This window comes from Methanococcoides sp. AM1, from assembly GCF_900774055.1.
Taxonomy (GTDB): domain Archaea; phylum Halobacteriota; class Methanosarcinia; order Methanosarcinales; family Methanosarcinaceae; genus Methanococcoides.
In genome coordinates this window covers 61,035-85,471 of the sequence record NZ_CAAGSW010000002.1, presented here as the reverse complement: position 1 = coordinate 85,471, position 24,437 = coordinate 61,035, and the positions used below count along the sequence as shown (strand labels likewise).

30 protein-coding genes are annotated in these 24,437 nt (G+C 44.3%); 21 read left to right on the top strand and 9 right to left on the bottom strand.

What is annotated here, in order from left to right; genetic code table 11:
* Positions 1-30: 30 nt before the first annotated feature.
* The 11 genes from E7X57_RS03125 (at position 31) to E7X57_RS03075 (ending at position 8,205) form a co-directional block, all read left to right on the top strand.
* Complete coding sequence (locus tag E7X57_RS03125) at positions 31-732, top strand: matrixin family metalloprotease (RefSeq protein WP_135610471.1); 702 nt, start codon at positions 31-33, stop codon at positions 730-732.
* 343 nt (positions 733-1,075) lie between these two features.
* Positions 1,076-1,459 (top strand): translation initiation factor IF-5A, encoded by a 384-nt coding sequence (locus E7X57_RS03120; protein WP_135610469.1) that lies wholly within the window; start codon positions 1,076-1,078, stop codon positions 1,457-1,459.
* Positions 1,460-1,477: 18 nt separating this feature from the next.
* Positions 1,478-2,347, top strand: coding sequence for an agmatinase (gene speB, locus E7X57_RS03115; protein ID WP_135610467.1), 870 nt, complete (start codon positions 1,478-1,480; stop codon positions 2,345-2,347).
* 55 nt (positions 2,348-2,402) lie between these two features.
* Positions 2,403-3,053, top strand: coding sequence for an HVO_0476 family zinc finger protein (locus tag E7X57_RS03110; protein WP_135610465.1), 651 nt, complete (start codon positions 2,403-2,405; stop codon positions 3,051-3,053).
* Complete coding sequence (locus tag E7X57_RS03105; RefSeq protein WP_135610464.1) at positions 3,023-3,661, top strand: protein-L-isoaspartate O-methyltransferase; 639 nt, start codon at positions 3,023-3,025, stop codon at positions 3,659-3,661. The genes E7X57_RS03110 and E7X57_RS03105 overlap by 31 nt, the downstream gene beginning before the upstream one ends.
* Before the next feature lie 122 nt (positions 3,662-3,783).
* Positions 3,784-4,800 carry a PhoU domain-containing protein gene (locus E7X57_RS03100; protein WP_371413153.1) on the top strand — a complete coding sequence of 339 codons (1,017 nt, stop codon included), beginning with the start codon at positions 3,784-3,786 and terminating at the stop codon, positions 4,798-4,800.
* 120 nt (positions 4,801-4,920) lie between these two features.
* Positions 4,921-5,556 carry an Era-like GTP-binding protein gene (locus E7X57_RS03095; RefSeq protein WP_135610462.1) on the top strand — a complete coding sequence of 212 codons (636 nt, stop codon included), beginning with the start codon at positions 4,921-4,923 and terminating at the stop codon, positions 5,554-5,556.
* A 5-nt stretch (positions 5,557-5,561) separates the two neighbouring features.
* On the top strand, positions 5,562-5,921 hold the full coding sequence (locus tag E7X57_RS03090) for a DUF2073 domain-containing protein (RefSeq protein ID WP_135610459.1): 360 nt from the start codon (positions 5,562-5,564) through the stop codon (positions 5,919-5,921).
* 15 nt (positions 5,922-5,936) lie between these two features.
* Positions 5,937-6,422 carry a hypothetical protein gene (locus E7X57_RS03085; protein WP_135610457.1) on the top strand — a complete coding sequence of 162 codons (486 nt, stop codon included), beginning with the start codon at positions 5,937-5,939 and terminating at the stop codon, positions 6,420-6,422.
* A gap of 46 nt (positions 6,423-6,468) precedes the next feature.
* The gene (gene hxlB, locus E7X57_RS03080; protein WP_135610455.1) at positions 6,469-7,080 is read left to right on the top strand and encodes a 6-phospho-3-hexuloisomerase; all 612 of its coding nucleotides are present in this window, start codon (positions 6,469-6,471) and stop codon (positions 7,078-7,080) included.
* Between the two features lie 12 nt (positions 7,081-7,092).
* A complete protein-coding gene (locus E7X57_RS03075; protein ID WP_135610452.1) occupies positions 7,093-8,205 on the top strand; it encodes a pyridoxal phosphate-dependent aminotransferase in 1,113 nt (370 codons plus the stop codon).
* Here the strand turns inward: E7X57_RS03075 and E7X57_RS03070 are convergent, their stop codons facing one another.
* Positions 8,206-9,198 (bottom strand): NOG1 family protein, encoded by a 993-nt coding sequence (locus E7X57_RS03070; protein ID WP_210409022.1) that lies wholly within the window; start codon positions 9,196-9,198, stop codon positions 8,206-8,208. It abuts the gene before it with no gap.
* A gap of 149 nt (positions 9,199-9,347) precedes the next feature.
* On the opposite strand from E7X57_RS03070, the gene E7X57_RS03065 reads away from it, so the two are divergent.
* Positions 9,348-10,223, top strand: coding sequence for a CBS domain-containing protein (locus tag E7X57_RS03065; protein ID WP_135610448.1), 876 nt, complete (start codon positions 9,348-9,350; stop codon positions 10,221-10,223).
* A 7-nt stretch (positions 10,224-10,230) separates the two neighbouring features.
* Here E7X57_RS03065 and hisE read toward each other — a convergent pair whose 3' ends face one another.
* Positions 10,231-10,530 (bottom strand): phosphoribosyl-ATP diphosphatase, encoded by a 300-nt coding sequence (gene hisE, locus E7X57_RS03060; protein WP_135610446.1) that lies wholly within the window; start codon positions 10,528-10,530, stop codon positions 10,231-10,233.
* 232 nt (positions 10,531-10,762) lie between these two features.
* Here hisE and E7X57_RS03055 point away from each other — a divergent pair, with 232 nt between their 5' ends.
* Entirely contained in the window at positions 10,763-11,167 is a 405-nt protein-coding gene (locus E7X57_RS03055) for a cyclic nucleotide-binding/CBS domain-containing protein (RefSeq protein WP_244603577.1), read from the top strand.
* A gap of 187 nt (positions 11,168-11,354) precedes the next feature.
* Here the strand turns inward: E7X57_RS03055 and E7X57_RS03050 are convergent, their stop codons facing one another.
* From E7X57_RS03050 to E7X57_RS03040, 3 genes are read right to left on the bottom strand one after another with little or no spacing between them, the layout of a single operon-like run.
* The gene (locus E7X57_RS03050) at positions 11,355-12,641 is read right to left on the bottom strand and encodes a 3-isopropylmalate dehydratase large subunit (protein ID WP_210409021.1); all 1,287 of its coding nucleotides are present in this window, start codon (positions 12,639-12,641) and stop codon (positions 11,355-11,357) included.
* 54 nt (positions 12,642-12,695) lie between these two features.
* Positions 12,696-13,421, bottom strand: coding sequence for a YkgJ family cysteine cluster protein (locus tag E7X57_RS03045; protein WP_167880870.1), 726 nt, complete (start codon positions 13,419-13,421; stop codon positions 12,696-12,698).
* Positions 13,422-13,474: 53 nt separating this feature from the next.
* Positions 13,475-14,923, bottom strand: a complete 1,449-nt coding sequence (locus tag E7X57_RS03040) for a DHH family phosphoesterase (RefSeq protein ID WP_135610440.1) — start codon at positions 14,921-14,923, stop codon at positions 13,475-13,477.
* Between the two features lie 197 nt (positions 14,924-15,120).
* Between E7X57_RS03040 and E7X57_RS03035 the strand changes: the two genes are divergently transcribed.
* The 7 genes from E7X57_RS03035 (at position 15,121) to E7X57_RS03005 (ending at position 20,265) form a co-directional block, all read left to right on the top strand.
* Positions 15,121-16,566 (top strand): NAD(P)H-hydrate dehydratase, encoded by a 1,446-nt coding sequence (locus E7X57_RS03035; protein ID WP_135610438.1) that lies wholly within the window; start codon positions 15,121-15,123, stop codon positions 16,564-16,566.
* Positions 16,567-16,579: 13 nt separating this feature from the next.
* Entirely contained in the window at positions 16,580-16,759 is a 180-nt protein-coding gene (locus E7X57_RS03030; RefSeq protein ID WP_048193452.1) for a hypothetical protein, read from the top strand.
* Positions 16,760-16,776: 17 nt separating this feature from the next.
* On the top strand, positions 16,777-17,256 hold the full coding sequence (gene moaC, locus E7X57_RS03025) for a cyclic pyranopterin monophosphate synthase MoaC (RefSeq protein ID WP_135610436.1): 480 nt from the start codon (positions 16,777-16,779) through the stop codon (positions 17,254-17,256).
* Positions 17,257-17,343: 87 nt separating this feature from the next.
* On the top strand, positions 17,344-18,192 hold the full coding sequence (locus tag E7X57_RS03020) for a ribose-phosphate diphosphokinase (RefSeq protein ID WP_135610434.1): 849 nt from the start codon (positions 17,344-17,346) through the stop codon (positions 18,190-18,192).
* A gap of 27 nt (positions 18,193-18,219) precedes the next feature.
* Entirely contained in the window at positions 18,220-18,705 is a 486-nt protein-coding gene (locus E7X57_RS03015) for a hypothetical protein (RefSeq protein WP_135610432.1), read from the top strand.
* Between the two features lie 137 nt (positions 18,706-18,842).
* Positions 18,843-19,487 carry an endonuclease III domain-containing protein gene (locus tag E7X57_RS03010; protein ID WP_135610430.1) on the top strand — a complete coding sequence of 215 codons (645 nt, stop codon included), beginning with the start codon at positions 18,843-18,845 and terminating at the stop codon, positions 19,485-19,487.
* Positions 19,480-20,265, top strand: coding sequence for a C15orf41 family protein (locus E7X57_RS03005; RefSeq protein ID WP_135610428.1), 786 nt, complete (start codon positions 19,480-19,482; stop codon positions 20,263-20,265). Before E7X57_RS03010 ends, E7X57_RS03005 begins: the two co-directional genes overlap by 8 nt.
* Before the next feature lie 21 nt (positions 20,266-20,286).
* On the opposite strand, the gene E7X57_RS03000 is transcribed toward E7X57_RS03005, so the two are convergent.
* The 4 genes from E7X57_RS03000 to E7X57_RS02985 form a co-directional block, all read right to left on the bottom strand.
* Complete coding sequence (locus E7X57_RS03000) at positions 20,287-20,508, bottom strand: hypothetical protein (protein ID WP_135610426.1); 222 nt, start codon at positions 20,506-20,508, stop codon at positions 20,287-20,289.
* Between the two features lie 76 nt (positions 20,509-20,584).
* The gene (gene feoB, locus E7X57_RS02995) at positions 20,585-22,555 is read right to left on the bottom strand and encodes a ferrous iron transport protein B (RefSeq protein WP_371413152.1); all 1,971 of its coding nucleotides are present in this window, start codon (positions 22,553-22,555) and stop codon (positions 20,585-20,587) included.
* Positions 22,542-23,222 (bottom strand): metal-dependent transcriptional regulator, encoded by a 681-nt coding sequence (locus E7X57_RS02990; protein ID WP_135610424.1) that lies wholly within the window; start codon positions 23,220-23,222, stop codon positions 22,542-22,544. The genes feoB and E7X57_RS02990 overlap by 14 nt, the downstream gene beginning before the upstream one ends.
* 100 nt (positions 23,223-23,322) lie before the next feature.
* Positions 23,323-23,865 (bottom strand): pyruvoyl-dependent arginine decarboxylase, encoded by a 543-nt coding sequence (locus E7X57_RS02985; protein ID WP_135610422.1) that lies wholly within the window; start codon positions 23,863-23,865, stop codon positions 23,323-23,325.
* 248 nt (positions 23,866-24,113) lie between these two features.
* Between E7X57_RS02985 and E7X57_RS12650 the strand changes: the two genes are divergently transcribed.
* Entirely contained in the window at positions 24,114-24,380 is a 267-nt protein-coding gene (locus E7X57_RS12650; RefSeq protein ID WP_135610420.1) for a hypothetical protein, read from the top strand.
* Positions 24,381-24,437: the final 57 nt, after the last annotated feature.

Genomic DNA, 24,437 nt, shown 5'->3' with positions numbered 1-24,437 from the left:
AGCAAGCAACCTTGCAACGAATGAGAGATTATGAACACCAGAAAAGCAATTATCACGATACTGCTCTTAATTGCACTTGTAATTCCAGGATCAACCCTGCTAGGTGAAAAGGAATATCCTAAATTCTTAGAGGAACCATGGGATCATTCACCAATTACAGTATATATAGATGAGCAGAACATACCAACCCATTACAGCCCCTCATATCAGCCCACAGTGATCAGGGCGCTCCAATATTGGGAAAGCGGTGGAAACGGGAAGCTTAGTTATACACCTGTTTTTGAACTTACCAATACTTCTGATGCAGACATCTACATAATGTGGGTGGAGAACATGGAAGAAGTTACCGGTGCAGAAGAAGGAGTTGCCGGTTTTTGCAGACCCATGATCGCTAATGGCCGATACATACACGCAGACATTGTCCTGGAGGTAGGGGATTACAAAGGTTTTTCCTGGCAACAATACGGTGATGCCAATATGGAGCAACTTGTTACCCATGAACTTGGTCATGCCCTGGGACTTGGACATAGCAATGACATACGAGATATAATGTATCCCACTTATGAGCAAAGGGAGAATCTCAACCCGCTTCTTGTCGAAACAACCTATCCACTCATAGTCATAGCCATATTGATAGCCATTGGGATCTCAGGATATCTTGGAGTAGGATGGTTACGATATCGCAATAGAAGGAAGAGACTTGAGAACGAACTTCTCAAAGAGATGAAGTGACCTTTTTGTGGTACAAAATGAGCTAAACAATAACTTTATGAGCTGAAAATGAAAGGATGGAACGGAAGTTCTTGGCAAACCGGTTATTTTTGACCGCACAAGCTTTCCTAGAATGGTATCAAAATGGAAAGCTTCAAAAAGAAAGCTTGAAGACCCCGGACTTTAAAAAGAAAATTGACACAGATAGCTATCGGAAGGACAGGATTTTAAATACTTTTGAAACATCCATCCATTTGAAAGGCTTTATACGTTAACTTCTTATACAGAACGTAGAATTATAAGCACAGATTTATCCATTAATAAAAAACTTGACGCTTTTTTACGAGTGACAGGAGGATCATAAATGAAACAGCAGGTAGAGGTTAAAGAACTTAAAGAAGGTAAGTACGTACTTGTAGATGATGAGCCATGTGTAATCAAAGGCATCACAAAATCAAAACCAGGTAAGCATGGTTCTGCAAAGGCAAGGATCGAAGCAATTGGTATCTTCGATGGCCAGAAGCGTTCCATTATAAGCTCAGTTTCCGCTAAGACATACGTTCCAATCGTAGAACGTAAGACAGCACAGGTATTATCCATTTCAGGAGATGTTGCTCAACTCATGGATATGGAAGATTACTCCACATTCGAACTTTCGATCCCTGAACAGTTCAAGGACAGGATCGTTGAAGGCGGAGATATCACATACCTTACATCTATGGGCAAAATGAAGATCGACCTTAGATAAACCCATTTAAGGGATATTATGTTCTACCAGCCTGGCATGATGGATGCGCTGGCGGATTACGAATCTGCCAGATACGTCATTTTTGGAGTACCATTTGATCGTACATCCTCATTCCGTGCTGGGAGCAGATGGGCTCCGGATGCTATGCGGAGTACCTCTGCAAACTTTGAAAGTTATAACTCTTTTTTTGATATTGATCTTGCCGAACTTCCTATACACGATGCAGGAAACTTCGAGGCAGGAGTTCTTATTGATGATGTGCTTAGTGAGCTCTATCTGGATGTCATCGGAATTACTGATGAAAGAAAGATACCCATTATGATGGGGGGAGAACACTCACTTACCCTGCCATGTGTCAAAGCCTGTGCGAAAAACGCAGAGGACAACTTTGGTGTTGTCGTACTGGATGCACATTTTGATCTTCGCGACGAATTTGAAGGTGTGAAATACAATCATGCCTGCGTGTCAAGACATATACTTGACGAGGTCACTGATAATTACGTGACCATAGGAGTACGAAGCGGCCCAAAGGAAGAATGGGATTTCGCAAAAGATAACGACATCTGTTATTATACACCTGAGGACGTTACCAAAAAAGGACCGGAAGTACTTGTCCGGGAAATAAAGGAATACCTTGACTGCGAAAGCATATACCTGTCACTGGACATGGATGTCCTTGATCCGGCATATGCACCTGCACTGGGAACACCGGAACCATTCGGCCTTAGCTCTGTGGAAGTACGGGACATCGTAAGAGGATTGGCTCCCCTGTCCACAGGTTTCGATCTGGTGGAGATCGCACCGGAATATGACAGCGGTCAAACTGCTATCCTTGGTACAAAACTTATCCGCGAATTCATTGCTGCACACGCTGCTTCAATGAGCTGATCATTCTTCATGGTTAAGTTTATACACACCCCCAACAATCATAAGGACAGAGACCATGACAGAGGAAGTAATAGTAGTTTGCCCAATGTGTTCACCAAAGGATGCAGTGGGACATGATGTTTTAAGACCAGGGCAGAACCCTGTAGTCCAATGCCACGAATGCGGAGCAGTGCATCCCGCTACCATCGAAGAAAAAAAGCCCGTTAAAGTTAAGGTTATCGTCAGCAAGGATGACGTTTCATTCACACTTCACACAAATATCGACGCCGGTGAAATGATCTATGTCGATGATGAACTTGTGGTAGACGATGAAGATGCAGATGAAGTATACCCGATCATCGTCACTGCGCTCGAATCAGGCGGCCGCCGGTTGGACCGCGAGGAGATCGAGAATATCGATGTAATATGGGGACGTGCCACCGATGAAGTGACCACAAAGATCTCAATAAAGGTCCGCAACGGATCCACTTCTGTGGAAAAACGAGTGTCTGGAGAATTCGAGTTCATTGTAGGCCAGAACTACAATGCTGAAAGGAAGGATTTCCACATAACCAAGATCAAGATAAGGGATGGAGGATTCCAGTCCCGTAAAGGGGATCGAGTTCCTGCTAAGTATATCAAGCGTATCTTTGCTACCGAAGCACATAAAAGAGGATGGGGAGAGGCAAAGACTTCATGGAGTTCGAAGAGAGAAGAAAGATACTGATCGATTCACTGAAAGTAAACAGGATAAGTGACAGAGTACTTGACGCGATGATGCGCGTCCCAAGGCATTTTTTTGTACCAGAGGAACTGCAGGACTCCGCATACATAGACCTGCCGCTTCCGATCGGACATAACCAGACCATCTCGGCACCGCACATGGTCGCGATCATGTGTGAACTGCTGGAGATTTCCAAGGGAATGAAGATCCTGGAAGTTGGAAGTGGTTCGGGCTACAATGCTGCTGTAATGGCAGAACTTGTCGGGGATGAAGGTCACATCTATACAGTAGAACGCATACCCGACCTGGCCTATTTTGCAGAGAAGAACCTCGAAAAAGCAGGATACAGAAATGTCACCGTCCTTCAGGATGATGGTTCCTGTGGTCTGACCGAACATGCACCATATGAACGGATCAGTGTGACCTCTGCAGCACCGGACGTTCCACGACCACTTATTGAGCAACTGGCAGCTGAAGGCATAATGGTAATCCCTGTTGGCAACGATGAGCAGCAGCTTGTCGTCGTAAGAAAGGACAGTGAAGGCAATGTCAGCTACAAGGGTTGGGGAGCTGTTATTTTTGTACCACTTATTGGGAAGTATGGGTATTGAGGGTCACATCAATATCCCTTATAATTCATAAATAATTTTATATGCATTAACTGGTTCGTGCTGTAAAGCTATATACGAACAGTGTAATATATATCACTATATATAATAACGCGTCAGTATAGGTGATTTTTATCGAAACCAGGAAGATACAGCAAACCGGCGGTTCTACATATATTGTATCCCTGCCAAAGAAGTGGGCTGAGCGTGTCGGAATTACAACCGGCTCACAGGTAACGCTCCAACCACAGCAAGACGGAACCCTCAACATTGCAGCCGAAGGAAGTTCCAGGAACCCTAAAAAAAAGAAAATAATTGATGTTAACGCATGTTTTGGAGATGAACTTGTAAGACTTCTGATAGCGGCCTATCTATCTGGTCCTGACAGGATAGAGATCCGGGCCAACCGGATACAGGCTGATCAGAAGAAGATCATAAGGAATATCTGTTACAAGCTCATTGGACCGGAGATCATCGAAGAGACCGCAAACTCTGTGCTGATCCAGGACCTTTTGAACCCCAGCGAGGTTTCAATTAAGAAGAGTGTCAGAAGAATGTTCCTGATCTCAAATTCAATGTTAAAGGATGCAATGCAGGCACTGAAAAATCAGGACCGTGACCTTGCGCTTGATGTTATCGAACGTGATGATGAAGTGGACAGGCTTTTCCTGCTTATTTCAAAACAATTCAGGACAGTACTTAGGGGAAGTCGCCTTCCTGACACATCAGAAACCACAATTGATGAGTACCACGACCTCCGCCTTTCTGCAAGTTCACTGGAACGTATCGCAGACCATGCACTTAAGATCGCAAAGATAGCAGCAACCCTTGAAATCCCGATCCCGGAAGAGACCATGACACTCATCGAAAGCTCCAGCACTACTTCGAGAGATATGGTGGAAGATGCCATAGATGCATTATACAACCAGAACACTGATCTTGCCAACCAGGTGATCTCAAAGGTAGATGGTACGAAAGCAAGGATCAATGAACTAAATGCATCACTTCTTGATCTTGAGTCTCCTGAAGCTATTGTGGCCCTGGGGACAGTGGCAGACAGTATCGACAGAATAGGAGAGTACGGAGCAAATATTGCAGAATTTGCGATCAATCTGTCAATGGCAATTGTACAGAACAAATAATGATCTAAATGTCAGGAAGGAACAGGATCATGGAGATTTAAGCGATTATTTATAAGGTATGAGTAATATCAAATCATCATAGATTTTAATAGATATCACTATCTAAGTCGGAGGAAATGGATGGGCGTAATAAGATCTTTTAGGAAAAATTTTTCAAGCTTCTTCAAAAAGTTGTTTAACAAAAAGAATGCAAGGATAGGAATATATGGTCCACCCAATGCTGGAAAGACAACTCTTGCAAACAGGATAGTCAGGGACTGGACCGGTGACGCAATGGGTTCTGTTTCACACATTGCTCACGAAACACGTCGTGCAAGGCGTCGAGAAGGTGTGACCATACAGTCCAACGGCGGATCCATCAGCCTGGATATCATTGATACCCCCGGTCTTGCTACTAAGATCGATTTCCATGAGTTCATGGAACAGGGTATGAACGAAGCAGAATCCAAGAGAAGAGCAAAGGAAGCTACCGAAGGTGTTATTGAAGCTGTTAAATGGCTGGAGAACCTTGACGGAGTCATCCTTGTGATGGATGCTACAGAGGACCCTTACACCCAGGTCAACGTAACTGTCATAGGCAACATGGAGGCACGGAGCCTGCCTCTGCTGATCGTTGCGAACAAGGTAGACCTGCCGGAGTCATCCCCTTCCACAATAAGGGAAGCATTCCCACAGCACCCAATGGTAGCAATATCCGCCCTTGAAGGAAAGAACATAGAAACTTTCTATGACGAGATCGCTAAGAGGTTCGGGTGATTGCAATGCAGGGTATTCAAATGGATCTGGTCTCAGAGGACAGGCTTGCAAAGATGCCGCCTGTTGAGAAGATCAGATTTATTATAGATGAGGTCAAGAGTGGAAAGATCCTTGTTCTTGAGAAAGGACTTACCCCTGAGGAGGAGGCAACTCTTATCGAAATGACCATGACACAGATCCAGCCGGATGATTTTGCAGGTATTGAAATGGAGAGCTACCCTTCACAGATAGATGGGTCATTGATAGGAAAGCTGTTCAAGAAGAACGTAGTACGCACCCGGCTTACTGTAATCGGTCCTGCAAATAAGTTAAAAACGCTGAAAAAAGATCGCGACATGATAAGTGCACTTGTGTCAAACAAATAACCGCGTGGTACATTAATGGAAAACTCTTACGATAGATCCAGGACCAACGTCCCGGTCCATTCCCTTTCATCCTATGAGATGGGAAGTGATGACGTGAACGTTGTCTGCACTTATGGTAAGATATCGGTATGGTTTGGCCGTCAGACCCCTGATGTCGTAGTAGGCCAGACTCTTATTGCCATCTCAAAAGTAGACAAATCAGCAGTATACGAAACCGAGCTTATATGTGATTTTGATTCCATAACCAACTATGAAAGCAATGGATATGTGCTGGTATCATATGCTAAAGCAAATAATGGATATCGCGCCATGTTCAATGTGCCATTCCACAGCAACAAAGCACTTTTCCATCTGGCAGAGAATATTATCAAAGAACTGAAGACTGATGATGCCAGCCTGGACATCTACTGGAACGGCGACGATTCAGATATTACCAAGCTTTCAGATGAATTCAAAAAGATAGAAGGATGGAACATAAAAGAAATTATATACAAAGACTGAGGTAACCGCTGATACTTGCCCTTGAGATAAGGGAGGAATATAGCTAATGAAAGATATAATATCTTCAACAAAGTGCGAACATTTGATCTCATCCATTGAGCTTATGGCACATCATCTCGAAAGTGTAGCCGAAAGCATTGACATAGAAGACATCAGACAGATGATAACGCACATAATGGAAGCAGACAGCATCTTTGTCATGGGTGCAGGTCGTTCCGGTCTCGTAGGAAAAGCATTTGCAATGCGCCTGATGCACCTTGGCCTTCGATCCTATGTGGTCGGAGAATCAACTACCCCTGCAGTCCGTAAAGGAGATGCAGTAATTGCAATATCAGGATCAGGAGAAACGAGATCGATCTCAGACCTTGGCAGGATCACAAAAGATATCGGTGCAACACTTATCACAGTAACATCGAACAAGGACTCAACACTTGGCAATCTTTCTGACAACACTATGGAGATCAAAGGAAGAACAAAGGACGATGTCGGGGGCTACCTCGAAAGGCATATGCGTGGAGAATATTCACACCTGACGCCTCTTGGAACATCCTTTGAAATATCATCACTTGTTTTCCTGGATGCACTGGTGGCAGAACTAATTTCCATCACCGGAGCTTCCGAGGACGATCTGAAATCACGTCACGCCAAGCTTGAGTGAAAAGGAGTTATCATGAGTTCCAAAGAATTTGCGCAAAGGGTTCTCAATGTAGATATCTCCGGCATCAGGAAGATGTTCGAAGCTGCCGGCTCAGACGCTATCAACCTTGGCCTTGGCCAGCCCGACTTTGACACACCTGCACATATACGGCAGGCAGCTATCGATGCTATTAATGAGGGCTTTACAGGATATACCTACGGATCAGGCATTGTAGAATTAAGAGAAGCATTGAGCCGCAAGTTCGAACGGGACAATGGATTCAAGGTCAGCCCGGACGGCATCATAGTAACATCAGGAGCATCCGAAGCACTCGAGATAGCTCTTGCAGCACTTGTCAACCCCGGTGACGAGGTCATGATCGCAGATCCCGGATTTGTATCATACAATGCACTAACGGGATTCATGGGAGGAAAAGTGGTCGGAGTTCCGCTCGGTGAAGACCTGACCATGAGACCGGAGGACGTCCTTGAGAGGATCACACCGAAAACAAAAGCAATTATCGTTAACTCACCATGCAATCCCACCGGCGGAGTACTTTCAAAGGCCGACATGAAGGCTTATGCCGATATTGCAGACGACCATAATGTAACTCTCATTTCTGACGAGGTATATGAGTACTTCATCTATGAAGGCGAACACGTCAGCCCTGCACAGTTCACTGATAATGTGATCACCATCAATGCAGTTTCCAAGACATACTCTATGACCGGATGGCGAGTAGGTTATACCGCTGCCAATCAGGAGTACACGGAACAGATGCTGAAAGTTCACCAGTATGTGCAGGCCTGTGCGAACTCAATTGCACAAAAGGCAGCACTTGCAGCTATCACCGGACCACAGGAGTCAGTATTTGAAATGCGTGATGAGTTTAAAAGACGCCGGGATGTCCTCGTTAAAGGCGTTAATGAGCTCGGAATGGAATGTGAAACCCCAAAAGGTGCATTTTACATGTTCCCAAAAGTGGATGACAGTGCAGAAGTTGCTGCAAAACTGATATCCAACGGTGTTGTAGTTGTACCGGGAACCGCCTTTGGACAGAACGGTGACGGATATATAAGGATCTCTTATGCCACATCCATGGAGGATATCAACAGGGCACTTGAGATAATGAAAAAAGTGCTTTGATCAGTCAAAGAGAGACTGATCATCTTCATTTTCTTTTTTGTTCTCGTCAATCATTTCGACAAGCCTGTCTACAATGGAATCAATATTCTCACCGGTAGCAGTAGACATCTTCACATCTACGAAATCCGGCATCTCGAACCTGTCATGATCAGATTTGTTTGCCACCACATAGACCGGCAGTTCGAAGTTCTGGACAACTTCATCAAGCAAACGCTTCTGGTCTTCGATCTCATAGCCACAGGTCTCACTTGCATCAAGGATAAAGAGCACAACAGCATCCAGATATTTTATAGCAGTTACTGCCTGCCTTTCAACATCATTTCGATCAGCCATCGGCCTGTCCAGAAGACCAGGAGTATCGATCACCTGATAACGTTCAAGACCTCGCATGAAATGACCTATCAGAACACCTTTGGTAGTGAAAGGATAGGATGCAACTTCCGGACTTGCACCGGTAACCATTGAAACAAAGCTGGATTTTCCCACGTTCGGATAGCCAGCCACAACAATGGTAGGCTCATCACGCACATCAGGAAGCTTTCTTAGCAAATTGCGGGCTTCATTCAGGAAAATAAGATGTTTACTGACAGTTGATATTATAGATGCCATACGCCCAAACGCCTCTTTGCGTGTTGAAACCGGATCCTTGCTACTACGAATCTTACCAACATACTCCCTGGAGATCTCATGAAGCTTGTTACTTGCCCAGTCAACCGACCCAAGAGCTAAACGCAGATCATCAACACCGACCACTATGTCAGCGAGCTCATAGTAAAAATCAGGGAGATCATCAAAATTCGGGAAACGCCTGACTATGTTAGACAGGTTATCAGAAAGAATATTGCCGGAGGTCATGATCATTGATTCATGCGCCCTCATGGCACTATCCTTGTCCCTTACGGTCTTGCCTGCTTTTGCACGCGTAGCTCTTCGAAATGCCTTATCTAAAAGTTCATCAGAAGTAGGGACAGTATGGATCTTCTCAAATATCATAATTTTTACCTTTATATTCAGGCTGAAACTCCCATAAGCTATATAGTTTTGTTCCTTGAGAGGTATTTTTCATTATCATCCATTTCAAATCCTACAACATGTATATATACTTCTTTTGAGTAAGTTTATCGGAATAAAACGGTGATCTCATGGAACTTACACCTATTCAAAAAGAGATAATTATCGAATTGATCAACCTTCAACGTCAGAAGGATTCAGCAGTAAAGGGCGAAGAGATCGCTGAGCTTATAGACAGGAACCCAGGCACCGTAAGGAACCAGATGCAATCGCTCAAAATGCTGGGACTAGTCGAAGGAGTACCCGGCCCAAAAGGTGGTTATCGTGCCACAGGTGCAGCATATGAAGCACTGAATGTTACAAGCATGGACAAAGAAGCCGAAGTTCCACTATACAGAAATGAGGATATTGTAAAAGGAGCGACTGTTGCAGAGATCAGTTTTACAACGGTAAGACACCCTGAAATGTGCAGCGGCAGACTAAAAGTGCTTGGAAATATCAAGGAATTCACCGGAGGAGACCTTGTTCAGGTAGGACCCACACCGGTAAACCGCCTGATAGTAAGAGGTGAGGTAGTTGGGCGAGATGATACAGAAAATCTGTTACTGTTCAAGATCACCGAAATGGTATCCCTGCCAAAGAAATCTGTTAAACATTATATAAAGAAAGATACTATTTCTGTCGATGCAAATGCAACCATTCAGGAAGCTGCACGTGTATTTATCAAAAACAAGATACATGGTGCTCCGGTAGAAGAGCACGGAAGGATCGTAGGCATAGCAACTTTCATGGATATCGGGGAAACTCTTGCAAGTGGCAAGATCAACCTCAAAGTAAAAGATATCATGACAAAGAACATCATCACGATCGACGGTGAATTATCCCTTAGTGATGCTGTGAAAATGTTCGATGATCACAACATCGGCAGACTAATTGTCACAGTTGAGGGAGTTCCAAAAGGAATGATCTCAAAAACAGACGTATTGCATGAACTGGTCGTATACTGATACGACCTTAATGCCTTCTTTTTTTCATTTCTTCTGAGATGTCTTCAAGACTTACACCTGTTGCCGCCAGCATGACAAGAAGATGGAACAAAAGGTCAGAAGTCTCGTAGATGATCTCTTTTTTGTCATTGTCCTTTACAGCAAGAATAGTTTCTGCGGTCTCTTCACCTACTTTTTCAAGGATCTTATTGATACCTTTCCTGTGTTCAAGAAGAGAACAAACATATGATCCCTCCACAGGATTGTTCTTGCGATCCATTATCACATCAAATACTTCGTTCAGAACAGACATATCTGCATCAGTCATTGGGAAAACTCCATTATAAAATCTTTTCTACTGTAAACTTGATTATTAAACATTTATCCGAAACATAAGATCGGATAACTTAGCTATTGTGCTACTCCTTTAAAAAGGATTTCAATTACCCGATGCTTATTTATAGCTAGCTATTCAAAAATAAATATTGTAACAGTAACCATATGCTGTAGGTATCGAACGCTGAATACTGAATATTCTGGAGATATAGGGAGGAATGCAATTGATAGCAGAAAACATACAGGTCAAAGACGTTATGACAAGGGGAGTAGTAACAGTACCAATGGACTCAAATGCTGTTGAAATAGCCAGAACAATGGCAGATAATAATGTCTCCGCTATAGTAGCTATAGAAGAAAACGGTGAGACCTTTGGTGTCATATCTGATGTGGATATCCTACGCAAGATGAAGGACAAGAATTGGGAGATCTCTTCCGTTGAAGACATTATGTCCGATTTAGTAGAAACGATCAATCCATCCTCTACCGTTCGTGATGCTGCAGACCTGATGGTGAACAAAAAAGTACACCGCTTGATCGTCATGTCTGAAGAAACCGTAGGTGCTTCCTACCGACCGGTAGGAATACTCAGTGCAAGAGACATAATAAAACAGCTGTTCCAGAAATAACGGACCAGCTTTCTTTTTGGAAAATAATGACGTGAAGAATGAGAAGCAATGTGACGTTGGCTTGTAATCCTACAAAATATGACGGAATCTTTGTTGGTTTATAATCCAACGTCTTGATTCACTAATCAATATTCAGATATATCTGTTTTGGTCACCGCGTAAAAAAAAGAGAACTGAGAGACGTCTCTCAGATCTTTCTTGGATCAGTGATCTCACCTGTAAGTGCAGATGCTGCAGCGGTTGCAGGTGAACTGAGATATACGAATGATTCCGGACTGCCTTCCCTACCCTTGAAGTTACGGTTGGAAGTAGCCAGACCTACCTCACCATCACCGAGCAGACCAAAGGACCCACCCATACATGGTCCACAGCATGGAGACTCGACCATTGCACCAGCTTCCATGAACTGCTCTACGTATCCTGCACGCAGCACCTTCATGTATTCTGTCCTTGATGCAGGGATAATGAGCAGACGTACGCCTTTTGCAACTGGTTCATCGCCCATCATCTCAGCTACGATCTTGATATCCTCAAAGCGACCATTGGTACAGGAACCAACAAAGATCTGGTCAAGCTTGGTACCTTCAACTTCAGTTACCGGCTTTACATTGTCAACATTATGAGGACATGCGACCTGTGGTTCAAGATCAGATACATCATAATCGTGGAACTCTGCGTATTCCGCTTCCTCATCGGATTTCCAGTATGGGTCCAGTTTGTAATCAGGGATACGTTCCTGAAGGTATGCCTCTGTTACCTTGTCAGGCTCAATTATACCTGCTTTCCCGCCCATTTCAATAGCCATGTTGGAAACTGTCATACGTTCTGAAATGGAAAGACCTTCGATGGTGGAACCAGCATATTCAGCTGCCATGTACCTGGCACCCTCTGCACCGACATCACCGATCAGGTGCAGGATGAGATCCTTGGAATAGACGTGTTTTGGCAACTTGCCATTGACCTCGAACCTGATCGTGTCAGGAACCTTGAACCAGAGCTTTCCGGATGCGAAAACTGCAGCCATATCGGTCGATCCGACACCGGTAGAGAAAGCACCAAGGGAACCATATGCACATGTGTGTGAATCTGAACCCACGATAAGATCACCGGGTCTTACATGTCCCATCTCAGGCATAACCTGATGACAGACACCTTCATAAACGTCATAGTTCAGTATGCCCTGCTCCTTTGCAAATTTCCTGAGCATAATATGGTTTGCAGATGCATGGAGGGAATCTGCAGGGACCTGATGGTCAAAAACGATCACTATCTTGCTTGGGTCCCACACCTTTTTTTCGTCCTTGTCACGCATGATATCGTAGAAACCATCTACTGCAAGCGGTCCTGTGATGTCGTGGGTCATTGCACGATCAATGTTCGCAAGTACAAACTCTCCTGCTTTTACCGTTTTTCCTGAAGCTTTGGAAAAGATCTTCTCTGAGATCGTCATTGGATGATCATTACTATTGGCCATGGTAATCACTGCAAGTAAGGTTTATCTTATAAATAAAACAATCGATGAAGATGATTACTTATATAAATTAAGTGAAAAGACGGAACTCCCATTACTATCGTGAATAACAAATACAAGATCCCCATTAGCAAGGTTATTATTGAAAATATCGAGTGAATCAGAAGAGTTTTGGATCCCCTCAAAGTTCTCATAAAGGTGGATAGTATCATTTATTTCTGTGATATACCTGTCAATCAGATCCCTCGCAAGAACAACGGAATCCTCATGAGATATGTCATCTCCCAAACCCTCACACTCAGAAGTATTCAACTCTCCGTTGTCAATATAGAAAGGATATGTTCTGCAAAGCATCGACCTGTTAGCATAGATACTGCAACGGTTCGATTCGCCAACTCCCCCCGCTTTAGCCTCATGATCCGCTTCATCCCCAACAAAGAAGCAATCTCCACACCCCTTCCTTTTAAGCATCCAGCCAAAAGTGTTCAGCCGTCCTTTCGAGTCGATCTCGAACTCATGAAGATGTTCACGAACAGAAGAGGAAGAATACATATCCATCCCATCCGGAAGCATTGGAATTGCAGCATCTTCCGGACATACCGAACAACTTTTAAGCATTTCCTTGTCCGCAGATGTAAGAAAAACACGGTTGTCCCCACCGGATCTTTTGCAACAGCTTCCACACATCCGGCATGAGAAACCGATCTCACGTATCCGTAATGCAATATCTTCAATTAAAATAGAGCCGGCAGCTTCAAGTTCTTCCTGAAGGCCTTTGATCAAAGACTGCCGGTAGTTAGAGAACATGGTCTTATTCGTATTAGGGATATGAAGACTTATTCTACAGTCTCGTCAACACCTATTGCATTAAGGAACTTCTTAACAACGGCTTCGTTGACAAGCCTCAGAAGTGTTTGACGATCCTTTATATCACTGAACACTCCAAGCGGGATCTGGGCCCCGGCAGCATTTGAATGACCGCCAGCAGCTTCCTCTCCGAATGCCTTTCTGAGCACTTCGCCAAGGTTGACCCTGATGTCATTGCTTCTGCCTGAAAGGAATATCCTGTCTTCGGAAACCCCGAAAACAATTGATGTTGAAACACCTTCTAGATTAAGCAGATAATCAGATGCTTGCGGAAGTGTATCACGGTCACGGACGACACCGACATTGGTCAGAAGATAACTGCCTATCACCTGCCGGTTCATAATGGCTTCACCAAGGATATCAAGTGTTTCAAGGGACATGGATGGCCTTTCAAGCTGGTCCAGTATCTCATGGTCAGCCAGAGGATAGAGGAATGCTGCTGCAGAGAGGTCTGCGGAGTCCGTGTTCCTCCTGAAGTCCAGTGTATCGGTCCTGATACCATAAAGCAGCGCCGTTGCGAGCTCGCTTTCAATTTCGAGATTAAGCTCCTGAAGGTACTTGGTAAGTATTGTAGCGGATGCTCCCACGTTCGGGCGTATATCTACAAAATCAGCATCAATCTCTATTTCTCCCAGAGGATGGTGATCAAGGACGATTCCAAGATGTGTACCCGAAGAGAGTATGTTATTAGCACCAGGCACAGCGCAATCAACCATTGCAATGTCATCGAATTCAGAGATATCGTGCTCTTCCATCCTGTTAAGATCAATACCCAGGAGGTTTACGAATGCTTTGTTCTCCTGATGACCGATCTCACCATGGTACAGGATCGATGACCTCACATCAAACGACTCCGCGATCTTTTGCAGCGCAAGCGCACTTGCAATTGCATCCGGGTCAGGATTATCATGAACTACAATAGCAAGGTCTTTACCGGAAATTCCTTTGAACCACTGGGATAATTTGTTTCCACGGCGCAGGGATTCTGCACGACCCAGTGATCTTGCAACCGATCTTGCAACAAGCCTTGAAGGCATCACAACAAGATCTGCACCGAGTCCGTCCATCTCCTGCATACTTATGACATCAGATGCCCTTGCAACACAGTAAGTATCGTCCAGTTCCAGACGGGATATATTCTCAAGTGCCTTTTTGTTGGCCTCATTATCAGAACTCAGAACAAGTATCCCGGAAAGTTCCTTTGGATTTACATGCTGGAAGATATCCGGATCTGAAATATCACCTGCGAAGGCCTCATATGCCTCTTCACGCAGTGTTTCTACCTTTTGTGTATCCCTGTCAATGATAATAAGGTCTTTATCGAGCTCACGAAGCTCCTTTGCAACAGCAAATCCGATACTTCCACTTCCAAGTATCAGATATGTTGGATTCAACCATTTCTTGACCGGGGCATCCATTTCTTTTAAAGCGGGTATTGCTATACCTCCTTGTAAGCTATAATTCTTTATCCAGTATTAAGGTTCTTTCGGTGAATAAATTTACAGGAATAAAAGTTCATCGGGAACAAGATCGAACTTATCCCTGACCTCATCCATAAGCAGTAACATTATTGATACATCTAAATACAATGCAAACTAAAGAATAATAGAGGAAAATGAGGTCGATAACATCTTCGCGAATGCGGGCAATCGATGCCAACTGTGAATATCTTGGACTCAAAGGACTGCAACTGATGGAAAATGCAGGAGCTGCCATTGCACGCGAAGTAAAGGAGAGTATCGGTAGCGGGAAGGTCCTCTTCATTGCAGGCAGGGGGAACAACGGAGGTGATGCGTTCGTTGCTGCGAGACATCTGGCATCAGATCCGGATGTAACGGTATATGTATCACTTGTAGGACAGTCGACCCGTATAAGGACAGATGATGCAAGACACAACTTCAATATCCTCAAACACTGCAGTATCAAAGGGATCCTTGAGATAACTGATGCATCACAGCTTAAGAAGAGCAAATGGATCGATGATTCCGATATTATCGTGGATGCACTACTTGGAACCGGGATCAGTGGAAAACTGAGAGAAACTGAATCCATTTTGATCGATATGATCAACGACTCAGATAAACCGGTAATCTCTGTCGATGTGCCATCAGGATTTGATCCCGACGGAGGAGATATTGACAAAGCGGTGATCGCAGATATTACCCTCACTTTTCATGAAATGAAGACAGGACTTACAACCCCCCTTGCCAGAGAATATACTTCCGAGATTAAAGTTGTCAACATCGGAGTGTGTACCGATGCAGAAAAATATGTAGGCTCAGGTGACCTAAAAGTCCTTCAAAGACGCCGTGCAGATAGCCATAAAGGCAATTCCGGCAGGATACTTATCATTGGCGGCGGGCCTTATTCAGGTGCCCCGGCACTTGCAGCCATGGCAGCGTTGCGAACAGGTGCTGACATTGTTACCGTCGCTGCACCTGCAAGTGTTGCAGGAACTATTGCATCATATTCTCCAAATATAATAGTAAGATCTCTTTCATCAGATGTCCTCTGTGAAGAGGATGTGGGAACGATCGCTGAACTGATAGTATCTCATGAGGTAGTTGTCATTGGAATGGGGCTTGGAAGAGCGGAACGAACAAAAGCAGCGATCTCAAAGATAATACCTCTCTGTAAGAAGGTGGTTGTGGATGCAGATGGCCTCTACGGCATCGAACTTCCTGTGCCCGGGGATACAACAATGATCATCACCCCGCATGCAGAGGAATTCAGATCACTCGGAGGGCAAGGGGCAGATAATGTACAGGCATTTTCCAGGGAAAACGGCCTGACCGTACTTCTTAAGGGTAAGGAAGACACCATCAGCAACGGAGAAAGGGTTGCCATCAATAGGACCGGAAATGCAGGAATGACGGTCGGTGGCACTGGCGATGTGCTCGCAGGCATTTCAGGAGCACTCTTTGCGATCAGTTCTCCAATGGAAGCAGCATGTTGTGCAGCTTTTATCAATGGCGCAGCAGGAGACATCGCACTTGAAGAGAAGGGGTATAGTCTGCTTGCTACTGATGTCATCGACAGGATCACAGATGTGATGAAATAAAGGGAGTGGTAAAATGGATAAAAGCAGAAATATAACAGTAGATATTGAAAGGAACAGGGTACGCATAGTTGTCAGCCATGGTGAGGACGAAGAGATCGTGAAACTTTCCATCGCTGAGGCAAAGGATCTGCTCACAAAAGTGGGAGATGCTGTCGAGGACTATGACCAGAGAAAACAGGTTCGTATCGACTAAGTGGAGAGAAGTAACATATGCAGGAATTTAGCCATATAAAAGATGACCGTGCATACATGGTCGACATTAGCAACAAGGACATTGTGAGCAGGTATGCAACGGCTTCCGGAAGTATCAGTCTTACGAGCCCGACCATCGAGAGTATCAGAAGTGGAACTGTTGAAAAGGGAAATGTCCTTGCAACTGCAAGGACTGCTGCCATATTAGCAGTAAAGAAAGTGCCTGAAATGATACCTATGTGCCATCAGATACCCATCACCTCAGTAGATGTGAAATTTGAGGTTGGAGATTCGGAAGTTACAGCTGATGTTGAAGTCAGATCAGTGGGAAAAACAGGAGTTGAAATGGAAGCCCTTACGGGAGTTTCCGTAGCCCTTCTTACTATATGGGATATGGTCAAATCCGCTGAAAAGGACGATACAGGAAATTATCCTTCTACTGCTATCAAAGACATACGTGTTGTAAAGAAGGTCAAGGAACAACTGACAAACCAATGACTTTTAATGGTTCAATGTAATAAAGAGGAATTATTGTTAATAACACTTGATCACTATTAATAAAATTATACTGGAGAGGTACATTCTTTGAAAATCATAGCAGGACCTGCATCACAGTTGCTCGCATCACGGGTTGCAAGAGAACTAAATATGGAACCGTCACTTTGCGAGTTCAACCGTTTCCCCGATGGAGAGGTTTACACAAGAGTACTTGAAGATATAGTCGATGATGTCACGATCATCCAGAGCACACCCACTGATTCGGACCTGATCTCACTGCTGCAGTTGATAGATGCGTGTGAAGATGCACCTACTATTACTGTTGTAATACCCTACATGGGCTATGCCAGACAGGATCGAATATTCAAATCCGGAGAGGCCATTAGTGCACGTGCCATTGCCCGCACCATCAAAGCGGACAGGGTCATCACCGTCAATATTCACGAAAAAAGCGTCCTTGAACATTTCAGTGCTGATTCTTTCGATCTTGATGCGTCCCACCTTCTGGGCAACTACATCAGGTCACTTAATCTGGAAAACCCCCTGATAGTTTCCCCTGATGCCGGTGCTATCGCACTTGCAGAAAGTGCGTCCGAAGATGTTGGCATCGAGTACGATTATCTTGAGAAGACAAGACTTTCCGGAGATACGGTCACCATCAAAACAAAGAATATCGATGTTACCGGCAGGGATGTCATACTGATAGATGATATGATCGCAACCGGCGGGACCATGGCAGAATCTATCAAACTACTACGCAGCCAGGGTGCAAAGGACGTGTACATCGCATGCGTACACCCGGTGCTCACCAAGAACGGTGTCCTGAGACTTTACAATGCAGGTGTACATGAGGTCATTGCAACCGACACGCTGGAAAAAGCACAAAGTCACATCAGTGTTGCACCTCTTATTGCAGATTTCCTGAAGAAACTATAAAAAACAACAGAACCGGAGTGGTTTTACATGGTGTTACCCGAAATATGCCCATTAAACAACGAATTGCAATGCAAGGGAAAGAGCTGCTACCTATTCCATGTGGATTGGAGGACAGGCGAGGAGAACTGTACCATCGGATACCGTTCAACTCACAAACAAGGCAACCATTCAGACATCGTGTCCGACACCTATGCCGAAGAAACCCGCATGCGTCTTGGATATAAACCGGAACCTTCCCCGGAAAGGGAATATGAAAGGGAACCTGTACAGCCAGTTGCCAGAACTGAAAAGGAAGAAACGATCCCATTCAAACCTGTGATCGAAGAAGAAGTTGTGATGGAAACCGAACATACGACGGTGATCCACTCTCATGAAACTGTTATGGCAGAACAGGCAAATGAAGATCTGAATGGTACTTCCGAAAAGGAAGATAATGCAGCAAAAAACAAGCTTGACAAAATGATGAAGCTTGATGACCTTCCTGAAGATTATGAGAAGGAATTCTGGAATTGAAGTTTGCGGATAACTTTAACCTACATCGTATAGCAGAGAAGCAAATATTATAATTTGCCCTCAGCTTCTTCCTACTTTTTAATATTTTTTTAACCAAACGCCCATATTATATAATAAGAAAACATCTTTCAAGGCAGATGCAAAACGAATTGGTCAGTGATATCTACGAGACGCTTCTCGGGATGAACGGTCATCTTCAATGGTGGCCCGCTGATACACCTTTTGAGGTAGTGGTCGGTACAATACTGACACAACAGACAAAATGGACAAATGTTGAGAAGGCGATAACTGCTCTTAAAAGGTCCGATCTGATAGAACCTGAACAACTGGCAAATGCAGATGTAGAGCATATTGAAGAACTTGTCAGATGCTGTGGTTTCTACCACCAGAAAGCAAGACGCCTTAAAGAAATTGCACAGTTCTTTGCTACAAGAGGAATAGATAACATATTCCAGTTGCCCACGGATGAGCTGAGAGAACTTATGCTTTCCCTGAACGGAGTGGGAAACGAAACCGCAGACAGTATTGTTCTCTATGCTGCGGATAAGCCGAAGTTCGTTATCGATGCCTACACCACCCGCATCATGAAATGCATCGGAATTGAAGGCAGTTATATGCAACTTCAAAAACTGTTCGAGACAGAACTTCCGTCAGATGTGCCACTATACAAAGAATACCATGCCTTGATAGTAGAATATGCCAAGAACTACTGTGGAAAGAAACAATGTGATGATTGTGTTCTCCTGCATAGCTTCAAAGACAAAGAGGTAAAGAATGGATAAAAGAACATATCTCCAGATATATGAAAATGTAAATGATCCGGAAAACATCGATGGTCTGGCGATGAAGTTCAATGAGCCTGCAGGAGTTATTGCTGCAATACTTAACCAAAAAGTAGTCTCGAAGGTCAAGAGGAAGATGCATGGTCTCCAGAGCAAGAGCAGGAACTATCTCTACTTATGGAACAAAGGCATAAGCATAATTGTGCTGGCAAAGGACAACGAAGTTCCAGCTACCCTCATGGCTTCTGTGATCATCAAGGAACTTGGCTATTCTAAAAAATATATCCTGAAACACCTCGATTCACTGGAAGATAAGCGTCTGGCCAGAGAGATAGGCGAAGCGATCAATGAGGACCATTTCTTTTCCCCTGAAGCACACAAGGCCCAGTCCATCAGAGGTCAAATGGGAGAGGAAATTATTGAAAAATGGCTTAAGTACAAGGAACTTGGCTACAGCACCGAAGAGGACCTGAGAGAAATAGGAATGCAAAAGACCCCGGATTTCCTGCTGGATGAGCCGATCTACGTTGATGATGTAGAGATCCTCTGGATAGAGAGCAAAGCAATGTTCGGGGATGAAAGGGAGCATGCCCATTATCTTAAAAAACAATTCCAGTATTACGAAAGGGATTATGGTACAGGAATGGTGATATATTGGTATGGCCACCTTGATAGCGTCACAATGGATGGGAATATAATACGTGACCACCGTTTTTATAGGGGTTCCACCCCTGAGATCAATATGGACATTGAAGAACTGTTAAATTCGAGCATTTAAGCTCATATTCTTTTCGAGAACTCACTTTTTCTTCAGAGGTGCCATGATGCTCATTGTGTGAACATGATAGATCTCTTCATCTTCATATGCCACAGCTCCTTCTGTGATCGAACCATGGGTACCCATCAACTCAAGCATGCTACCTACCTCATCAAGGAAAGGTTCGCGCATGTTGCTCATTTCAAAGATATCGATCAGAGCACTTATAGAGTTCTTTTGTGGAGTAGCTGTAATACGAGTCATTATAGTAAACTTCGCTTAGGTACTATTAATATCTGCCGAAAAAGGAAATTAAGGATATCCTGATAAAAACAGGATTTTAAAGCATCATGCCTGCTATATGTATCAGGAAACCTGCCAGCAGTGCCAGACTAATAGTGAACATTGAGATGACAGCAGTATCTTTCCAGCCAAGTTCGTGTTTTAGTATTGCAATGGTTGCAACACATGGGATATAGATCGTGGTTATCACCGCAAAGGAGTACATCTGTATCGGGGTCAGCACCTGGGCAAAATTTGCAGTACCGGCAAGCACCGCCAGTATTTGCAATGCCATTTCCTTTCGGAGTACACCAAAGATAAGGGCAGTTGCTGCAAACGCAGGCAATCCAAATACGCCCACAGATACTGGCTCTACCACAGTCTGGAATATATCCAGTACACCTATTGCATCAAGCAACCCGAGCAAGGCACTTCCTGCCACCAGCAAAGGGAATGCTACGTAAATGAACTCACGCACACGTAACCAGGTCTTCTGCAAAGTGGCCTTCTGGTCAGGCCTGCGCAGTGGTGCCATCTCCATTATCAGACCAGTCTTTTCACCTGAAAGTCCTTTACCAAGGACCCAACCGGTACCGAAGATTATCACAAGTTCAAGCACGTATATTGAGATCGCTGCCCAGTAACCCACAAAGGTTCCCACAAGTCCCAGGATTATCACAGTTCTTGCAGAGCATGGAGTAAGAGCTATCAATACCGATGCGATCCTTCTTTCGCGCATGGTATTAAGAGCACGGGTGGACATGATCGCAGGTACATTGCATCCAAGACCAAGGATCAATGGAATGACCGCCCTGCCGTGAAGACCCACTTTGTGAGTCCAGTTATCCAGAAGGAAGGACGCTCTTGTCAGATATCCGGAATCCTCGAACAATGAGAGGATAATGTAGAACACTGCAATGTAGGGAATCGCTATAGCAAACCCTGCCTCAATTCCCAGAAGGGAATAGATAATAACGTTCCTGAAGATAGGAGATGAGTCTGCCAGCATCTCCTCCACAGGGAAGATAAGGTAGGTTTCGAACAGAGAGACTATTCCCTCTTCAAGGAAACCACCCAGTGTAAAAACAACAAAGAATGTTAGTAAAATAGCAACGATAAGACCAGTTATTCCCACATATTCAGAGGTTAGCAGGGAATCGATCTTTTCCTTGAACGTTATCTTGTGCTCGGACTGGGTCCTCACCCGGTCAACAATGTATCCTGCTTCCCCATAAAGATCGCGTGCAATGGTATCCGAGATCTGCATCTCGTGGGCTTTTTCGATATCTTCGGTGATGGATTCGGAAGTCGCAAGCAAAAGGTCGGCATCGTGGGGACGGCAGCTCAATTTAACGAACTCTTCATCCCTTTCAAGTGCCCTGACCTTGATCCCATACCCGATCTCCGGGAAATCTGCATCAAGCCTTTCAATAGCACGACGAATATGATTGTCATAATGTACCCTGCGTCTTTTCTCAGTTGAAAGTTCCTCTTCAAGCGCTGAAAGAACAACATCATCAAGCCCAAGTCCTTTGGTAGCAACCGTTGGAATTACAGGCACACCCAGATAATCTGAAAGCTTTTCAATATCTATCTCGATACCCATCTCTTTTGCAGAATCCATCTGGTTCAGGGCCACCACCATTGGGATATCCAGTTCCAGAAGCTGCAACGTAAGGTAGAGGTTCCTTTCAAGTCGGGTGGCATCCACCACATTGATGATCACATCGGGATATTCCCTCAGAAGGTACCTTTTTGAGACCTTCTCATCTTCCGTGGAAGCTCCAAGGGAGTATATTCCCGGCAGGTCCACAACATCCACTTTCTTAGAGCCTGCATTGATACTGCCATGGGTCAGTTCCACTGTGGTACCGGGATAGTTCGCAACAACAACGCCAATGCCTGTAAGGCGTGAAAAGAATGCACTTTTGCCCACACTTGGATTGCCCACAAAGGCCATGGTCATATCATATTTGGAAGAAATAGCCCTTTCAGTAACAGTGTCAGAACCGGATTTAATTTCTACCACTTCCGCGTGGATACCTCTTTCTTGCACCCAGGCGCACAAAGATCTTCTTGGCGATCTCATTTCCAAGAGCTATCTCTGTTCCGCGTGTCAGTATAGAAGTTGAACCCTGCTTCTGCTTGCGCTTGACGTCCACACTTTCACCGGCGATCAGGCCAAGGCATGTCAGACGTTCTTTAGAAGAATCAGGCAAGGTCATCATGACCACTGTTCCGCTGTCACCTTCCTTAAGATCGGACAATGCAACATAGCTCTCCTTGAAAAGACAGCACTCTTCCTCATCAACCGGAGTACAGTCAATATTGTTGCTTCCCATGAACCTGCACATGCTTTCCACAACAATATCGGATACCGCATGTTCAAGACCACACGCCTCGTTGTGTGAGACTTCAGGATCTACCTCCAGGACATCCGAGAGGAACTTCTCGATCACATGATGCTTGCGTTTTAACTTTTTTGCCTTCAGCAAACCTACATTGGTCAGCCGGACACCATGGTATGGCTGGTGATCGACAAATCCTTCGTCGTTAAGTTTTTGGACCATTTCGGAAACTGCAGCCTGTGATACGCCAAGCTCCTCGGCTATATCTTTGTTCTTAACAGAAAGTTCGCCGTTGTTACTAAGAGAGAGTATTGTTTCAAGATATTCTTCAATGCGATCTGCAGTCATTTTCGTTCACACAATAATGTAATGAGTGGCTATAATCCATGATTTGGATATATAAATTTTGGTTCGGCATGCCGAAAATTATTCGGATTTTGCAACCATCTCAGATAACAAAGACCATTGCAACAACAACAGTGGTCCACAGGCCATTTTCATCTCCCTGGGCACACTGGCAATAGTGTGTGGTATCAAATATGTGACCACTTGCCTTATAGACCTGCTCACGCTCTTCCCAGGCAGAGTCCGCATCGAACTCAACTCCCAGGGTCGTAGCAAGCATGGTTGCTGCCAGGTCCTCGGCATAGACTCCTGCGGTCCTCTCGTCCTCCCCGAAGGAATGGTGCTCGGAAATGTAACCATAGTCCTTCCTGTTGACAGGAACAGCATTCCCGATGGCTGCTGCGATCTGGCGTCTTGGTTCATCCGTCTGGTTCTTTGCCATGACGCAGTAAACGATCTGCCCGGGCTTGAGATCAGCAAGACCTTCTTCCTGTGGGACCACATCACAATTTGGAGGCAATATGCTTGAAACCGTCACAAGATTGAACTTCTCGATCCCACCGTCCCTTAACGCAAGCTCAAATGAAGCCAGCTTGTCCTTATGGACACCGGTACCTTTTACCACAAACGCTTTTTTCGGGATCATAGAGAAGCCTATTAGAGAGAAAGATAAATATGTTTCGATAGACGGAGGATGATAAAATTTATTTATAAATTATAGCTATTATTTCATAGAGTGCAATGAGAAAAATCGCGAGCAATTTAATTTTGTGTATAATCCTGTGCAGTGCAGTAGTATATTCTGGTTGCATATCAGAACAACCTCGGGACAAAAGACTTGAATTGACAGACATCGATCAATATACAATTACAAAAGTCTCTATCAGGAACGGAATGAGTGGAGAACTGACCACAACAAATGATAGCCTCAAAATAGAAGATTTGATCGACCAACTTGATAGATATTCACTGGAAAAAAAGGATAATCAAGAATCTTTGGTTGGATGTCGTTATTTCATCGATTTTTATAGTGATTCCAATAAAATTTCAAGGATAACTATTGTAGGGCCTAAAACTATAGAAATCGATGGAATCTACTATGATGTCACTAATCCGCCTGTTGATCTGGAAGAAATTGACGAGCTTGTCGATTCAATGTAACGATTGATCCACCATACAGGACTCCTAAAAAACAGACCAACATTTATATATGATTTC

What these genes read in the sequence shown, in the direction of transcription:
- hxlB (WP_135610455.1), top strand. Translation starts at nt 6,469, where the DNA reads ATGAAAGATATAATATCTTCAACAAAGTGCGAACATTTGATCTCATCC.
- E7X57_RS03065 (WP_135610448.1), top strand. Translation starts at nt 9,348, where the DNA reads ATGGAACTTACACCTATTCAAAAAGAGATAATTATCGAATTGATCAAC.
- E7X57_RS03090 (WP_135610459.1), top strand. Translation starts at nt 5,562, where the DNA reads ATGCAGGGTATTCAAATGGATCTGGTCTCAGAGGACAGGCTTGCAAAG.
- speB (WP_135610467.1), top strand. Translation starts at nt 1,478, where the DNA reads ATGTTCTACCAGCCTGGCATGATGGATGCGCTGGCGGATTACGAATCT.
- E7X57_RS03125 (WP_135610471.1), top strand. Translation starts at nt 31, where the DNA reads ATGAACACCAGAAAAGCAATTATCACGATACTGCTCTTAATTGCACTT.
- E7X57_RS03105 (WP_135610464.1), top strand. Translation starts at nt 3,023, where the DNA reads ATGGAGTTCGAAGAGAGAAGAAAGATACTGATCGATTCACTGAAAGTA.
- E7X57_RS03030 (WP_048193452.1), top strand. Translation starts at nt 16,580, where the DNA reads ATGGATAAAAGCAGAAATATAACAGTAGATATTGAAAGGAACAGGGTA.
- E7X57_RS03085 (WP_135610457.1), top strand. Translation starts at nt 5,937, where the DNA reads ATGGAAAACTCTTACGATAGATCCAGGACCAACGTCCCGGTCCATTCC.
- E7X57_RS02990 (WP_135610424.1), bottom strand. Translation starts at nt 23,222, where the DNA reads ATGACTGCAGATCGCATTGAAGAATATCTTGAAACAATACTCTCTCTT.
- E7X57_RS12650 (WP_135610420.1), top strand. Translation starts at nt 24,114, where the DNA reads ATGAGTGGAGAACTGACCACAACAAATGATAGCCTCAAAATAGAAGAT.
- E7X57_RS03050 (WP_210409021.1), bottom strand. Translation starts at nt 12,641, where the DNA reads ATGGCCAATAGTAATGATCATCCAATGACGATCTCAGAGAAGATCTTT.
- hisE (WP_135610446.1), bottom strand. Translation starts at nt 10,530, where the DNA reads ATGACTGATGCAGATATGTCTGTTCTGAACGAAGTATTTGATGTGATA.
- E7X57_RS03075 (WP_135610452.1), top strand. Translation starts at nt 7,093, where the DNA reads ATGAGTTCCAAAGAATTTGCGCAAAGGGTTCTCAATGTAGATATCTCC.
- E7X57_RS03000 (WP_135610426.1), bottom strand. Translation starts at nt 20,508, where the DNA reads ATGACTCGTATTACAGCTACTCCACAAAAGAACTCTATAAGTGCTCTG.
- E7X57_RS02985 (WP_135610422.1), bottom strand. Translation starts at nt 23,865, where the DNA reads ATGATCCCGAAAAAAGCGTTTGTGGTAAAAGGTACCGGTGTCCATAAG.
- E7X57_RS03015 (WP_135610432.1), top strand. Translation starts at nt 18,220, where the DNA reads ATGGTGTTACCCGAAATATGCCCATTAAACAACGAATTGCAATGCAAG.
- E7X57_RS03120 (WP_135610469.1), top strand. Translation starts at nt 1,076, where the DNA reads ATGAAACAGCAGGTAGAGGTTAAAGAACTTAAAGAAGGTAAGTACGTA.
- E7X57_RS03040 (WP_135610440.1), bottom strand. Translation starts at nt 14,923, where the DNA reads ATGGATGCCCCGGTCAAGAAATGGTTGAATCCAACATATCTGATACTT.
- E7X57_RS03070 (WP_210409022.1), bottom strand. Translation starts at nt 9,198, where the DNA reads ATGATATTTGAGAAGATCCATACTGTCCCTACTTCTGATGAACTTTTA.
- moaC (WP_135610436.1), top strand. Translation starts at nt 16,777, where the DNA reads ATGCAGGAATTTAGCCATATAAAAGATGACCGTGCATACATGGTCGAC.
- E7X57_RS03010 (WP_135610430.1), top strand. Translation starts at nt 18,843, where the DNA reads ATGCAAAACGAATTGGTCAGTGATATCTACGAGACGCTTCTCGGGATG.
- E7X57_RS03035 (WP_135610438.1), top strand. Translation starts at nt 15,121, where the DNA reads ATGAGGTCGATAACATCTTCGCGAATGCGGGCAATCGATGCCAACTGT.
- E7X57_RS03110 (WP_135610465.1), top strand. Translation starts at nt 2,403, where the DNA reads ATGACAGAGGAAGTAATAGTAGTTTGCCCAATGTGTTCACCAAAGGAT.
- E7X57_RS03005 (WP_135610428.1), top strand. Translation starts at nt 19,480, where the DNA reads ATGGATAAAAGAACATATCTCCAGATATATGAAAATGTAAATGATCCG.
- E7X57_RS03095 (WP_135610462.1), top strand. Translation starts at nt 4,921, where the DNA reads ATGGGCGTAATAAGATCTTTTAGGAAAAATTTTTCAAGCTTCTTCAAA.